This is a genomic window from Kitasatospora sp. NPDC058162 (assembly GCF_042884005.1).
Taxonomy (GTDB): domain Bacteria; phylum Actinomycetota; class Actinomycetes; order Streptomycetales; family Streptomycetaceae; genus Kitasatospora.
In genome coordinates this window covers 73,762-87,729 of record NZ_JBHVUS010000038.1, presented here as the reverse complement: position 1 = coordinate 87,729, position 13,968 = coordinate 73,762, and the positions used below count along the sequence as shown (strand labels likewise).

At 74.2% G+C, this 13,968-nt stretch carries 12 protein-coding genes; 8 read left to right on the top strand and 4 right to left on the bottom strand.

The features are described 5' to 3' along the window. Positions 1–125: 125 nt before the first annotated feature. The 3 genes from ACFVXG_RS38935 to ACFVXG_RS38925 all read right to left on the bottom strand — a co-directional run bounded on the left by ACFVXG_RS38935 (position 126) and on the right by ACFVXG_RS38925 (position 3,089). Positions 126–1,451 (bottom strand): TolB family protein, encoded by a 1,326-nt coding sequence (locus tag ACFVXG_RS38935; RefSeq protein WP_387934791.1) that lies wholly within the window; start codon positions 1,449–1,451, stop codon positions 126–128. 213 nt (positions 1,452–1,664) lie between these two features. Beyond that, positions 1,665–2,435, bottom strand: coding sequence for a lysophospholipid acyltransferase family protein (locus ACFVXG_RS38930; RefSeq protein WP_387934789.1), 771 nt, complete (start codon positions 2,433–2,435; stop codon positions 1,665–1,667). A 228-nt stretch (positions 2,436–2,663) separates the two neighbouring features. Continuing rightward, a complete protein-coding gene (locus ACFVXG_RS38925; protein ID WP_387934788.1) occupies positions 2,664–3,089 on the bottom strand; it encodes a DUF4395 domain-containing protein in 426 nt (141 codons plus the stop codon). A 207-nt stretch (positions 3,090–3,296) separates the two neighbouring features. On the opposite strand from ACFVXG_RS38925, the gene ACFVXG_RS38920 reads away from it, so the two are divergent. The 7 genes from ACFVXG_RS38920 to ACFVXG_RS38890 all read left to right on the top strand — a co-directional run bounded on the left by ACFVXG_RS38920 (position 3,297) and on the right by ACFVXG_RS38890 (position 11,088). Further along, on the top strand, positions 3,297–3,710 hold the full coding sequence (locus tag ACFVXG_RS38920; RefSeq protein ID WP_387934786.1) for a TlpA family protein disulfide reductase: 414 nt from the start codon (positions 3,297–3,299) through the stop codon (positions 3,708–3,710). A gap of 276 nt (positions 3,711–3,986) precedes the next feature. Beyond that, a complete protein-coding gene (locus ACFVXG_RS38915) occupies positions 3,987–4,772 on the top strand; it encodes an electron transfer flavoprotein subunit beta/FixA family protein (RefSeq protein WP_387713836.1) in 786 nt (261 codons plus the stop codon). Positions 4,773–4,817: 45 nt separating this feature from the next. Then, positions 4,818–5,780 carry an electron transfer flavoprotein subunit alpha/FixB family protein gene (locus tag ACFVXG_RS38910; protein WP_387934784.1) on the top strand — a complete coding sequence of 321 codons (963 nt, stop codon included), beginning with the start codon at positions 4,818–4,820 and terminating at the stop codon, positions 5,778–5,780. 174 nt (positions 5,781–5,954) lie between these two features. Next, entirely contained in the window at positions 5,955–7,376 is a 1,422-nt protein-coding gene (locus ACFVXG_RS38905) for an AMP-binding protein (RefSeq protein WP_387934782.1), read from the top strand. A 334-nt stretch (positions 7,377–7,710) separates the two neighbouring features. Beyond that, complete coding sequence (locus ACFVXG_RS38900) at positions 7,711–8,604, top strand: C40 family peptidase (RefSeq protein ID WP_387934780.1); 894 nt, start codon at positions 7,711–7,713, stop codon at positions 8,602–8,604. 480 nt (positions 8,605–9,084) lie between these two features. After that, positions 9,085–10,155 (top strand): NUDIX domain-containing protein, encoded by a 1,071-nt coding sequence (locus tag ACFVXG_RS38895; RefSeq protein ID WP_387934778.1) that lies wholly within the window; start codon positions 9,085–9,087, stop codon positions 10,153–10,155. Positions 10,156–10,266: 111 nt separating this feature from the next. After that, the gene (locus tag ACFVXG_RS38890; RefSeq protein ID WP_387934776.1) at positions 10,267–11,088 is read left to right on the top strand and encodes a DUF4184 family protein; all 822 of its coding nucleotides are present in this window, start codon (positions 10,267–10,269) and stop codon (positions 11,086–11,088) included. On the opposite strand, the gene ACFVXG_RS38885 is transcribed toward ACFVXG_RS38890, so the two are convergent. Beyond that, positions 11,064–12,428 carry a dipeptidase gene (locus ACFVXG_RS38885; RefSeq protein WP_387934774.1) on the bottom strand — a complete coding sequence of 455 codons (1,365 nt, stop codon included), beginning with the start codon at positions 12,426–12,428 and terminating at the stop codon, positions 11,064–11,066. The genes ACFVXG_RS38890 and ACFVXG_RS38885 overlap by 25 nt on opposite strands. Positions 12,429–12,733: 305 nt before the next feature. Here ACFVXG_RS38885 and ACFVXG_RS38880 point away from each other — a divergent pair, with 305 nt between their 5' ends. After that, on the top strand, positions 12,734–13,885 hold the full coding sequence (locus ACFVXG_RS38880) for a geranylgeranyl reductase family protein (protein ID WP_387934802.1): 1,152 nt from the start codon (positions 12,734–12,736) through the stop codon (positions 13,883–13,885). The last annotated feature ends 83 nt before the right edge of the window (positions 13,886–13,968 follow it).

Genomic DNA, 13,968 nt, shown 5'->3' with positions numbered 1-13,968 from the left:
GGAAGCTAAGCCTCACAGCGCCGATGGTACTGCAGGGGGGACCCTGTGGGAGAGTAGGACGCCGCCGAACAATCATTCAGAAAAGCCCCTGATCCTTTCGGATCAGGGGCTTTTCGCATTTCCGCTCAGTTGTCGTCCTCGTCCTGCGGTTGGGTGTCATCGGTCTTCGGCTGCCCCTGGGCCTGAGCCGGTGCCGAGGCCGCTGCCGAAGGAGTCGCGGACGGGCCCGCTGAGGCTGCCGCCGACGGTGCCTCGGACTGGGCGACCTGCACCGCCGGCGCTGCCGCGGTGCCCCAGGACGGCCGGTCGAGCCCCTTGTCCGCGGCGTTGGTGAGCCGGGCGACGCCCGTACCGTCGGGGCGCATGCTGTAGAGGTCGGCGCCGGCGCCCGAGGGGGCCTGGGCGAAGACGATGGACTTGCCGTCGGGTGCGTAGGCCGCGCTGCCGTAGAAGGCGGTGGAGGGGGCCGGGGTGAGGGCGCCGATGGCGGTGCCGTCGGGGTGGACGGTGTAGATGCCGCCGCCGGGGGCGTTGTCGGGGCCGGCCGGGTAGGTGGTGAAGAGGATCTGGGTGCCGTCGGGGGACCAGGCCGCGCGGTCGCCGGCGCGCAGTTCCCAGGGGGTGAGCTGGCGGAGCCCGGTGCCGTCCACGCCGACCACGTAGACGGCGCGGCTGTTGGCGGGCTGTCCGGTGGCGCTGGTGCGGTACTCGAAGGTGAGCTGCTTGCCGTCGGGGGACCAGCTGGGGTTGCTGACGGTGCCGGAGTGGGGCTTGTCGTTCGTCAGGAAGGTGAGCCGCTGGACGTTGGTGCCGTCGGGGCTCATCAGGTAGAGGTCCGAGTACTGGACCTGGTTGTTGTGGGCCTGGTCGAGGGCGCCCCAGGAGCGGCTGAAGGCGAGCTGCTTGCCGTCCGGGGAGAAGGCGGGGGCGCGTTCGTCCTCGTTGGCGCAGTCGGCGGTGCCGCTGCCGGTGTCGCAGAGCTGGCTGATCTGGTGGGCGTTGTCGCCGGTGGCGGTGACCGTCCAGAGGCGGGCGGTGCCGGACTGCGGGTCGGTGCGGTCGAAGGCGACGGCGCTGCCGTCGGGGGCCCAGTCGGGCCGGTCGTCGCGGGCGCGCTCGGGCGGCTGGGTGATCTGGTGCTGGCCGGCGCCGTCCGGGCCGAGGGTGACGATGGCGCTGGTGGTGCGGGCGGCGTCGGTGTAGGCCCGGCTGACGATCAGTCCGTTGTGGACGTCGGCGTTGGCGGCGCCGACGACGCCCGGGGTCGCGGTCGGGGTCGGGTCGGGGGTGGCGGTGGGGGACTCCGGGCGGATCTCGGAGAGCGGGATGTCGCCGGGTTCGGCCCCGCACCCGGTGAGCAGGGTGCCCACAAGCAGGAGGCCCGCACCGGCGGTTGCGCGGATGCGGGCCTTGCTGCTGGCGGACTGCCGTGTCTCGGCGCTCCGTGTCATCTCCGTCTCCGACCTTTCCGACCGCTTCGACGTGTGTCCCGGCTCCGCTGGGGAGGAGCACGGGACGCCCCCAGGAGGGGGACCCCTGGAAGGAGCTGTCACTGTGTCAGACGGAGGGTGTCGGCGACCGGGCGACACGCGACGGAACGCGTCCGCTCGGTCACACGGAGTAGAAGGGGTGCGGGTGGAGGGCGGCCCGGCGTGCGGGGCGGATCAGCCCCGGGCGGCGCGGCGCTCGGCCTTGGCGAGGGCCTCGGCCTCGTCCTCGGCCTCCGCGACCTCCAGGGTCGGCGCGGTGCCGCCGAGCTGGGCGGGCAGCCACCAGGTGTCGTCGGGGCCGGAGGGCTTGCCGGGGTACTCGCGCTGGGCCCGGTCGAGCATCTCGCTCATGGCGGCGCGCAGCTTTCTGGTGACCATCACGGGCTTGTCGCCCGGGCCGAGGTGAATCGGTTCGCCGATCATGATCGTCACCGGGACGTGGCGCTTGGTGAGGGTCTTCGGACGGCCCTTGGTCCAGAGCTGCTGGGTGCCCCAGAGGATGACGGGCAGCAGCGGGGTGTCGGAGTCGGCGGCCATCCGGGCGGCGCCGGTCTTGAACTTCTTCAGCATGAACGAGCGGCTGATGGTCGCCTCGGGGAAGACCCCGACGACCTCGCCGGCCTTGAGGGCGCGGACGGCGGCCTCGTAGGCGGGCTGGCCGTCGGTGCGGTCGACCGGGATGTGCTTCATGCCGCGCATCAGCGGGCCGGAGACGCTGTGCCGGAAGACGTCGTCCTTGGCCATGAAGCGGGTCTTGCGCTTGCCGCCGCGGTAGGCGCCGAGGCCGGCGAAGAGGAAGTCCAGGTAGCTGATGTGGTTGCTGACCAGCACCGCTCCGCCCCTGGCGGGGATGTGCTCGGCGCCGATGATCTTGATCCGCACGTCGAGCGCGCGGAAGGCGGTGAGTGCGGCGCCGATCACCGGCGGGTAGACGAACTCTGCCACGGTCAGTCCTGACTTCCACGGGCCGGAGCCCGGTACGGCGGGTACCCGCGCCGTGCGCGGGAGCCGACCGGAGCACGGCACGCCGCGGCGGTCACGGGTGATACACGGAGATGATCCCCCGAACGAGTGCCCCGTGTCACCTGAGGCGTGCGGTCAAGCGAATATTCGCCGTGTGATCTCCGTGATGAATCCGGCCGGGAACTTTTCGGGGGCCGGGCCCGGGGCCGGTCAGGCCCCCGCGCCCGAGCGGCCCTGGGCGCGCCGGACGATCGGGTAGATCTCGCAGCCCAGGCAGTAGCCGAAGACCGCGTTCAGGAAGGCCGCGGTCAGGGCGAACCCGGTGGCCATCAGGCCGAGCCAGGTGACGCCGGTGAGGTAGCCGAGGGTGCCGACGACGGCGAAGACGGCCCCGCCGCCCTGGGCGAAGCGCAGCGGCCGCTCGTCCTCGGTCGTGGTGGGCGGCGGCAGGCGGGGGGCGATGAGGGTGTGGAACAGGCAGTTGTACGGCGAGAGGCGTGGGCCGCCGGCCGCGCCGAGCAGGAAGACGAGGGCCTGGACGGCCAGCAGCAGGCCGTTCCCGGTGATCAGGACGGCGACCAGCAGCACGCTGGTGAGCACGGCGGCGAAGCGGGGACCACGGGGGTCGATCTGCACGGGGGCTCCGGGAGGGTCGCGACGGGCGGCTGCGGCGGGCGCGTCAGCGACAGCGGGCGGCGGTGACCGGCCCCGGGTCGGCGACGCGACGGACGGTCAGCAGCGGCGGGGAGGTGCGGTCGGAGTCCACTCGCCGATCGTACGGGCCCGGTGTCGGGAGGTCGACCTCCCTTTCGGAGCCCGTACGCGCTGCCGCAGACTGGAGGGATGACTGGACTCGTGGTGTGCCTCGTCGTGCTGGCGGTGGCGACCGGGTTCGGGCTGTTGAGGGCAGGGCACGACGGGAGGCTGCGGGTGCGCACCAAGGACGGGACGGTACGGCTGTCGGAGGCGGATCTGGGCGGGCCGCTCGGTGAGCGGGCGACCCTGGTGCAGTTCTCCACCGCCTTCTGCCAGCCGTGCCGGGCGACCCGGCGGCTGCTCGCCGAGGTGGCGGGCATGGTCGACGGGGTCGCGCACGTCGAGCTGGACGCCGAGGCGCGGCTGGAGCTGGTCCGTCGGCTGGAGGTGCTGCGGACGCCGACCGTCCTGGTGCTGGACGCGGCCGGCCGGGTGGTGCGCCGGGCGGCGGGGATGCCCCGCAAGGCGGACGTGATCGCGGCGCTCGGCCAGGCGGTGTGACGGGCTCGGGCGGGTAGCCGGCGCGGATTCGCCGACGGTTCGCAACGCCCCTGAGGTGGGGTCGGTCCCCGACTGGGGCAGGATGGGCACGAGCGGCGGTGCCGGCCGTCCGGCCTAAGCTACTGGCCAGTAGTGACCACTGCGCTACCGCCGAGTATGCTGCCAGGAAGTTCCGGACCGGCACGGGAACCTCGCTGCCCGGAGCGGGTGCGTGCCGTGTTCGCGCCCGCTTGCACGCCGCAGCCGCCGGACGAGACCAGTACAGGAGACAAGGCCGTGAGCTTGAGGATCGTTGTCTGTGTGAAGTACGTGCCGGACGCGACGGGTGACCGTCGTTTCGCGGACGACCACACCACGGACCGGGAGGGTGTGGACGGCCTCCTGTCGGAGCTGGACGAGTACGGCGTGGAGCAGGCGCTGCGGATCGCCGAGGCGAACGAGGGTGCCGAGGTGACGGTGCTCACGGTGGGTCCGGACGACGCGAAGGACGCGCTGCGCAAGGCGCTGTCGATGGGTGCGGACAAGGCCGTGCACGTGAACGACGACGACATCCACGGTTCGGATGTGATCGGGACGTCGGCGGTGCTGGCGAAGGCGCTGGAGAAGACCGGGTTCGACCTGGTGATCGGTGGCATGGCGTCGACGGACGGCACGATGGGTGTGCTGCCGGCGCTGCTGGCGGAGCGGCTGGGTGTGCCGCAGGTGACGCTGCTGTCCGAGGTGTCGGTCGAGGGTGGCGTGGTGAAGGGCCGTCGGGACGGTGACGCGGCGACCGAGCTGGTCGAGGCGGCGCTGCCGGCGGTGGTGTCGGTGACCGACCAGTCGGGTGAGGCGCGCTACCCCTCGTTCAAGGGGATCATGGCGGCGAAGAAGAAGCCGGTGCAGTCGCTGGACCTGGACGACCTGGGCATCGAGGCGGACGAGGTCGGTCTGGCGGGTTCGTGGACGGCGGTCGACTCGGTGGCGGCGCGTCCGGCGCGGACCGCGGGCACGGTCGTCAAGGACGAGGGCGAGGGCGGCAAGCAGCTCGCCGCCTTCCTCGCCGACCAGAAGTTCATCTAGTCCCGCCCGTCAGCGCATCCAACGATCGATCAGGAGCAACGAATCATGGCTGAGATCCTGGTTCTGGTGGACCACGCCGATGGTGCGGTCCGCAAGCCGGCCCTCGAACTGCTGACCCTGGCCCGCCGCATCGGCGAGCCGTCCGCGGTCGTGCTGGGCGCGGGTGCCGCGGCCGCCGACATCGCCGCCAAGGCCGCCGAGTTCGGCGCCGCCAAGGTGTACGTCGCGGACGGCGCCGAGTTCGCCGACCAGCTGGTCGTCCCGAAGGTGGACGCCCTGGCCCAGATCGCCAAGGCCAACGACGTGGCCGCCGTCCTGGTGACGTCCTCCGGCGAGGGCAAGGAGGTCGCCGCCCGCGTCGCGCTGCGCCTCGGCTCCGGCATCATCACCGACGCGATCGACCTGGAGGCCGGCGACGGCGCTCCGGTCGCCACCCAGTCGGTGTTCGCCGCGTCCTTCCAGGTGAAGTCCACGGTCACCAAGGGCGCGCCGGTCATCACCGTCAAGCCGAACGCCGTCGCCCCGGAGGCCGCTCCGGCCGCCGGTACGGTCGAGAACGTGTCGGTGGAGTTCACCGGCAATGCCGCCAAGGTCACCTCGCGCACCCCGCGCGTCTCCACCGGCCGCCCCGAGCTGACCGAGGCCGCCATCGTGGTCTCCGGCGGTCGTGGCGTCGGTGCCGCCGAGGGCTTCGGCGTGGTCGAGGAGCTCGCGGACGCGCTGGGCGCGGCCGTCGGTGCCTCGCGCGCCGCCGTCGACGCCGGCTGGTACCCGCACAGCAACCAGGTCGGCCAGACCGGCAAGCAGGTCTCCCCGCAGCTCTACATCGCGGCGGGCATCTCCGGTGCCATCCAGCACCGGGCCGGCATGCAGACCTCGAAGACCATCGTGGCCGTCAACAAGGACCCCGAGGCCCCGATCTTCGAGCTGGTCGACTACGGCGTGGTCGGCGACCTCTTCCAGGTGCTGCCGCAGCTCACCACCGAGGTGAAGACCCGCAAGGGCTGATCCGACGGGTCCCATGGACCGGAGGGCGTGGTACCGGGTGCTCGGTGCCGCGCCCTCCGCCGTTGTGCCCCGGGCGGCTGGGAGCGCCGGACCGGCCCGTAGAGTCGGCCCGACGGTGCCCGGGCGCGGGAGCCCCGGGGCGATCAGGGCGAGGACGAGGGCGAGGACCGAAGCATGGCACTGCTGACGGCACTTCAGGGCGACCACGGCGACGCGGCGGACGCGCTGCGGATCGACGGCCGGGCGCTCTCCCGGGAGGGGCTGCTGGGCGCGGCGACCGCGGTGGCCGACCGGGTGGCCGGGGCTCCCGCGCTCGCGGTGCTCGCCCGGCCCACGCTGGAGACGGTCACCGCCGTGGTCGGCGGACTGCTGGCGGGCGTCCCGGTGGTGCCGGTGCCGCCCGACTCGGGCCCCAAGGAGCGGGAGCACATCCTGCGCGACTCGGGCGCGGTCCTGCTGGCGCACGCCGCCGGGGAGACCGTGTCCGACGCGGGGCCGGTGGAGGCCCTGCCCGTCGACCCCGCCGAGCGCTCGGCGACCACGTACCCGGAGCCGGCCCTCGACGCGACCGGCTTCGTGCTCTACACCTCGGGCACCACCGGCGCCCCCAAGGGCGCGGTGATCCGGCGGGCGGCGATCGCCGCCGACCTGGACGCGCTCGCCGCCGCCTGGCAGTGGACCGCCGAGGACACCCTCGTCCACGGGCTGCCGCTGTTCCACGTGCACGGGCTGCTGCTCGGCGTGCTCGGCGCCCTGCGCACCGGCAGCCGGCTGGTGCACACCGGACGGCCGACCCCGGCGGGGTACGCGGAGGCGGGCGGCAGCCTGTACTTCGGCGTGCCCACCGTCTGGTCCCGGGTGGCGGCGGACCCGGAGGCGGCCGGACGGCTCGCCACGGCCCGGCTGCTGGTCTCCGGCAGCGCGCCGCTGCCCGTACCGGTCTTCGAGAAGCTGGCGGCGCTCACCGGGCACGCCCCGATCGAGCGCTACGGGATGACCGAGTCGCTGATCACCGTCAGCACCCGGGCGGACGGCGAGCGGCGCCCCGGCAGCGTCGGGCTGCCGGTGGACGGGGTACGCACCCGGCTGGTCGGCGAGGACGGCGAGCCGGTGCCGTACGACGGCGAGAGCGTCGGCGAACTGCAGGTCAGCGGCCCCACGCTGTTCAGCGGTTACCTCAACCGGCCGGACGCGGACGCCGAAGCCTGGACGGCGGACGGCTGGTTCCGCACCGGGGACGTCGCGGTGATCGGGGCGGACGGCTTCCACCGGATCGTCGGCCGCGCCTCGGTGGACCTGATCAAGAGCGGCGGCTACCGGATCGGCGCCGGCGAGGTGGAGGCCGCGCTGCGCGACCACCCGGCGGTCGCCGACGCGGCCGTGGTCGGCGCGCCGGACGAGGACCTCGGACAGGCGATCGTCGCGTACGTCATCCCGGACGGCGCCGTGACGGGGGAACAGCTGACGGCCTTCGTGGCGGAGCGGCTCTCGGTGCACAAGCGCCCGCGCCGGGTCGTCCTGGTGCCCGAACTACCCAGGAACGCCCTGGGAAAGGTGCTGAAGAAGCAGCTGCTGGCGGAGGCCGAAGGGCGTTGATGAGGGGGCGTCGGACACGCCCGGGCGGTGACGGGTTCTCACCCTGATGCGCCGTCGGGGCCCGCCGCCCGGGAAACCTTCCTTTGGCGCACTCCACTGCGCGCCGTGAGCGGACGCGTGCCTAACGTGACACGCAGGCAGAACTGAACCCCCGTCCGGCACACCGCGGCCTCCGGCCGCACGACCGGAGGCCGCGGCAGGTCGGACGGGGGTCTGCCGAGGGTACGGACCGGCTCCGCCGGGGCGTACCGCGTGTCCGCAGCAGTTTCCGCAGCCGCCCTTCCGGCGGCCGTACGCCGCAGTGCGTTCGCAGCAGTGAAGGAAGTCAGCAGGGATGAGCACCGTCAACACCGGCGCACCGGATGCCGCCGACGAACCGACCGGGCAGCACGCCCCCGCCACCGCCGCCCGCCCCGCCGACACCGGCCGTCCCTCGCGGGCCGCGCGGATCCGCCGGGGGATAGGCATGGCGGCCGTGATCGCGGTCGGCGCGGGGGCCATCGGCCTCGGCACCGGGGTGACCCCCGCCGCGGCCGAGAAGGCCCCGGCGCACGCCGGTTGGGACGGCTCGCGGTACTGGTTCAAGAACAGCCAGGGGCAGTGGCGCTGGACCACCCACTACAGCGTGTACGTGGCGCGGACCGGCGGCGCGGGGTCCACGTCGAAGTCCCCGTCCAAGTCGGGCTCCTCCTCGAAGGGCTCGAACGGCGGGATCAAGCAGGGCTGGGACGGCTCGCGGTACTGGTTCAAGAACAGCAAGGGGGAGTGGCGCTGGACCTCCCACTACGACATCTACCTGCAGCGGACCGGCGGCTCCGGGTCCTCCGCCGGCTCCTCGGGCTCCTCCCACGGAGTGGCGGAGGACCAGGACGTCGAGACCGCGGTGGAGTACGCGCTCGCCCAGCTGGGCAAGCCGTTCCGGACCGCCGGCAACGGGCCGGACGGGTACGACTGCTCGGGCCTGGTGCAGCAGGCCTTCCGGCGTGGCGGCATCGGCCTGCCGCGGGTCGCCAATGACCAGTACGCGGCGACCACGCCGATCAAGGCGAGCCAGCTGCGCCGCGGTGACCTGCTGTTCTGGTCGCCCGACGGCACCGCCCGGGGCATCCAGCACGTGGCGATCTACCTGGGGAACAACCAGTACGTGGAGGCCGCGCGGCCCGGCACGCTGATCCGGATCTCGGGGATCAGCCGCGGGTACTACCCGGCGTTCATGGGACGGCCGTAGCGCACGGGTGCGGGGCGTCCGGCTGATCGGCCGGACGGCCCGCACCCGCGTGCCGGTATGCCGGTGTCCGCACGGACGGGCGGACGGGCGGACGGGCGGTCAGAGGTCGGTCGGGCGGGGGAGCGCGCCGCGGGCGCCGAGCGCGGGGACGGCGGGCGGAGGGGAGTGGGAGGGCGCAGGGGCGGCGCGAGCGGCGTACGGTCGGGGCGCGCGCCGGAAGTCGGCCGGTCCGACTTCCTGTGCGAACGGTGTGGCGGCAGGGTGCGGCTTTGATGGCGGCCGGTCCGCATATATCCGTACCGGGCCCGTGGCCTGGGCACATGCCGCTGTCAAGGGGCGGGCCGGGGCCCGCGGGCGGGCGCGACGAGCAGTTTTGGGGAGCGGCGTGGCGCGGGTACCACCACGGGTGGCGCTGGTTCGGCCGACGGGGGCGCTGCCCGGTGCGAACGGCATCGGGGCAAGTCGAGGGCAGGGGACGTTGTGATCGTCTGGGTCAATGGCACATTCGGGGCGGGCAAGACGAGCGCCTGCCGCGAGCTGGTGGAACTGCTGCCCGGGAGCGTGCTCTTCGATCCCGAGCTGGTCGGCTTCGGGCTGCGCCGGATGCTTCCGGCCGACCGGCTGGCCACAGTGTCCGACTTCCAGGACCTCGCGGCCTGGCGTCGGCTGGTGCCCGAGACGGCCGCCGCGCTGCTCGGGGAGGTCGGCGGGCCGCTGGTGGTGCCGATGACCCTGCTCAGAGAGGACTACCGGGACGAGATCTTCGGTGATCTCGCCACGCACGGGATCGCGGTGCACCACTTCGTGCTGGACCCAGAAGAAACGATCCTGCGAGAGCGCATCGCCCACCGCGACGAATGCCCGGGCGATCCGGAGCGCAGCGAGCGGGTCCGCACCTGGTGCTACGAGCACCTGCCCCGCTACCGGGCCGCCCGCCGCTGGCTGGTCGGCGACGCCCGGATGCTCGACACCGGTGGGCTCACCCCGCGCGAGACCGCGCACCGGATCGCCGAACTCGTCCGGGTCGGCGACGCGCGCTGCCCGATCGTCCAGACCCCCGACCCGACCGGCGACACCGTGGCCTCGGCCGTGCTGTTCTTCGACGAGCAGGACCGGGTGCTGCTCGTCGACCCGGTCTACAAGCCCGACTGGGACTTCCCCGGCGGCGTGGTCGAACGCGGCGAGGCCCCCACCGACGCCGCCCTGCGGGAGACCGCCGAGGAACTCGGGCTGCGCCTCGACCCCTCGGTGCTGCGGCTGCTCGCCGTCGACTGGGAGCCGCGCACCGGCCCGCGCCGGGGCGGCCTGCGGCTGATGTACGACGGCGGGCTGCTGGACGACGCGGGCCGGCGGAACCTGCTGCTGCAGCAGGAGGAACTGCGCGGCTGCCGGTTCGTCACGCTCGACGAGTCGGCCGACCTGCTGCCGCCGGGCCGCTACCGGCGGCTGGCCGCCGCGCTGGAGGCCCGGCGCAGCGGGGAGCTGCGGTACCTGGAGGCGGGCTGCCGGGTGGCGCTCGGCCGCCTGGCCAGTACGGCGGACGCCGCGTAGGGCCCGTCTTCGAACTCCCGCAGGTGGGAGTTCGACGACGGGCCCCTAGGGGGCGCTGCGGGCCCGGCCCCCGGTTGGTGGGGTGGGCGGTGCGGGCGTCAGGATGGGGGCATGCCGTTCACGCTGAGCCATCCCGCCGCCGTCCTGCCCCTGTTGCGTGCCGCCGGTCGGCGCGGGCCGTTGGTGGCCTCGGCGCTGGTGGCCGGGTCGATGGCGCCCGACGTGCCGTTCTTCGCCGAGTCGCTGCTGCCCGGGGTGTACCGGCACGGCGGGCTGACCCACGCCTGGTGGGCGGTGCCGACGCTGGACGTGGCGATCGCCGGCGCGCTGGTGGCGGGGTGGCACGGGCTGCTGCGGGCGCCGCTGGTGGGGTTGCTGCCCGAGCGGTGGGCGGGCGGCGCCGAGGCGCTGACGGTCCGCCCGGTCGGGGGCGCGGGTGTCCGGGGCGCGGACGCGGCCTGGTTCCTGGCCTCGGCGGCGGTCGGCGCGTTCACCCACGTCGGCTGGGACGCGTTCACCCACGGCGGTCGGCTGGGGGTGCGGCTGCTGCCCGTACTGGACCGGACGGTGGCCGGCGTCCCGGTCTACGAGGCGTTGCAGTACGGGAGTTCGGCGCTCGCGCTGGCCGCGATGGGCGGCTGGGCGGCGCGCGCGGTGCGGGCCGTCGAACCGGTGCGGCCGGCCGTGCGGCTCGCGCCGCGGACCAGGCGGACGGCCACCGCGGTGCTGGCCGCGGCGACCGCGGCCGGGGTGCTGCACCGGCTCAGCCCGCTGCGGCGCAACCTCGTCCCGGAGGTGTGCTTCGGGGCCGGCGCCGGGCTCGCGGTGGGCGCGGTCGGCTACGCGGCGGTGGTCGCGGCCGCCCGCCGTCGGCGCGGCGGGCGGCCCGGGACCGGTGCGAACTCCCGTCAGACGGTGCGCAGTTCGGCGTAGCGGCGGAGGAACAGCGCCTCGGTGAGGGCCATCCGCTCCAGCTCCTGCGGGTCGACGCTCTCGTTCAGGGCGTGGATCTGGGTGGTCGGCTCCTCGACGCCGATCAGCACGATCTCGGCCTGCGGGTAGAGCGACTGCAGGGTGTTGCAGAGCGGGATCGAGCCGCCCTCGCCGGACGTGACCATCGCGGTGCCGAAGGCCTCGGCCATCGCCTCGCCCATCGCCTCGTAGGCCGGGCCGGAGGTGTCGGCGCGGAACGGCGAGCCGTTGCCCTTGCGCTCGACCGTCAGCCGCGCGCCGAGCGGGACCTGCGCCTCCAGGTGGGCGATCAGGGCGTCCTGGGCGGCGTCCGGGCTGGTGCCCGGCGCGACGCGCATGCTGATCAGGGCCTTGGCGGTGGACTGCACGGAGTTGGTGGCGCCGATCACCGGCGGGCAGTCGATGCCCAGGACGGTGACGGACGGGCGGGCCCACAGGCGGTCGGCGAGGGTGCCGGTGCCGGTCAGGGCGACGCCGTCGAGCACCTTGGCGTCGGCGCGGAACTGCTCCTCCGAGTACTGCACGCCCTCCCAGGTCTGGTCGGCCGCCAGCCCGGCGACCGCGACGTCGCCGTTCTCGTCGTGCAGCGAGGCGAGCACCTTGATCAGCGACTGCAGCGCGTCGGGGGCGGCGCCGCCGAAGGCGCCGGAGTGCAGGTTGCCGGCCAGGGTGGTGATCGAGGCCTCGACCACCGTCATGCCGCGCAGCGAGGCGGTCACGGTCGGCAGGCCGGGGGCGAAGTTGCCGGCGTCGCCGATCACGATGGCGTCGGCGGTCAGCAGCTCGGGGTGGGCCTCGGCGTAGCGCTCCAGGCCGCCGGTGCCCTGCTCCTCCGAGCCCTCCACGATGATCTTCAGGCCGACCGGGTAGCCGTCCCCGTACACCTGGCGCAGCGCCCGCAGGGCGGTCAGGTGCATCAGGATGTTGCCCTTGCAGTCGGCGGCGCCGCGCCCGTACCAGCGGCCGTCGCGCTCGGTCAGTTCGAAGGCCGGGCTGTGCCAGCCGCTCTCGTCGAGCGGGGGCTGGACGTCGTAGTGCGAGTAGAGCAGGACGGTCGGCGCGCCCTCGGGGCCGGGCAGCTCGCCGTAGACGGACTGGGTGCCGTCCGGGGTGTCCAGCAGCCGGATGCCGGTCAGGCCCTCGGCGGCGAAGGCCTCGGCGACCCAGTGCGCGGCCTTCTGGCACTCCTCGACCGGGAACTGCCGCGGGTCGGCGACCGACGGGAAGGCGACCAGCTCGGCGAGGTCGGTGCGGGCACGGTCCATCAGGGACCGGACGGCGTCGGCCAGGGGCTGTGACATCGGGGCTCCGAAGGGGACTGGTCCGCCCTGGGGGTGGTACGGGCGGAGGTGGTCGGTTGGGGTACCGCCGATCATAGGCGGAGCCGTTCGGGGGGCTTCGGGGAGCTTCCCCGTCGGGGGGTGGTGCGGCGTCCGGAGCGCCGGGCGGACGCATAGGATTGGTCGACGTGACTGACTCCGGAAGCCCTGATTCCCGTAGCCCGATCGACAGCCCGCTGGACGGCCCGCTGGAGGGTCCGTCGGACGGCCCGCTCGACGAGGCGCTCGACGAGGCGCCGCAGCCGCCCGACGGCGTCTGGGACGTCGTGGTGGTCGGCGCCGGACCGGCCGGGGCCTCGGCCGCCTACGCCGCCGCCGTGCAGGGCCGCCGGGTGCTGCTGCTCGACAAGGCCGAGCACCCCCGCTACAAGACCTGCGGCGGCGGCATCATCGGCCCCTCCCGGGACAGCCTGCCGCCGAACTTCGAACTGCCGCTGCAGGACCGGGTGTCGGCCGTCACCTTCGCCTACGACGGGCAGTACACCCGGACCCGCCGCTCCAAGCGGATGCTGTTCGGGCTGGTCAACCGGGACGAGTTCGACCTGCGCCTGGTCCAGGCGGCCAAGCAGGCCGGGGCGGTGCTGGTCACCGGAGTGACCGTCACCGGGGTCGAGCAGCGCGGCGGCGAGCACCGGACGGCCGTCGTGACGGCCGCCGAGGGGCGCACCTTCGAGGCCCGCGCGGTGGTCGGCGCGGACGGCAGCGCCAGCCGGATCGCCCGGCACGTGGGCGTCACCTTCGACCAGATCGACCTCGGCCTGGAGGCCGAGATCCCGGTGCCGCCGCAGGTCGCCGCCGACTGGTCGGGCCGGGTCCACCTCGACTGGGGCCCGCTGCCCGGCAGTTACGGCTGGGTGTTCCCGAAGACCGAGACCAGCAGCCTGACCGTGGGCGTCATCTCGGCGCGCGGCGACGGCGAGCGGACCAAGCAGTACCTGGCCGACTACATCCGGCGCCTTGGCCTGTCCGGCTTCACCCCGCGGATCGAGTCCGGGCACCTGACCCGCTGCCGGGCCGAGGACTCGCCGCTCTCCCGCGGCCGGGTCCTGGTGGCCGGCGACGCGGCCGGACTGCTGGAGCCGTGGACCCGCGAGGGCATCTCGTACGCGCTGCGCTCCGGCCGGCTGGCCGGCGAGTGGGCGGTGCGGGTCGCGGAGGCGGGCGACGCGGCCTCGGTGCGCCGCGAGGCGCTGAACTACGCGTTCGCGATCAAGGCCGGGCTGGGCGTGGAGATGCGCGCGGGCAAGCAGCTGCTCGGCGCCTTCGAGCAGCGGCCGTACCTGTTCCACGTGGCGGTCACCTCGGTGCCGGCGGCGTGGCGGGCGTTCGCCCGGACCACCCAGGGGCACACCACGTTCGCGCAGCTGCTGCGGCAGAACCCGGCGGCGCGCAAGCTGATGGCGATGGCCTCGCGCTAGCCGCGCCTTCGCACGGCCGGGCCGGCGCCTCCCCCGCGGGGGAGGCGCCGGCCCGGCCGTGCGAAGGCGCGGCTAGCGCGAGG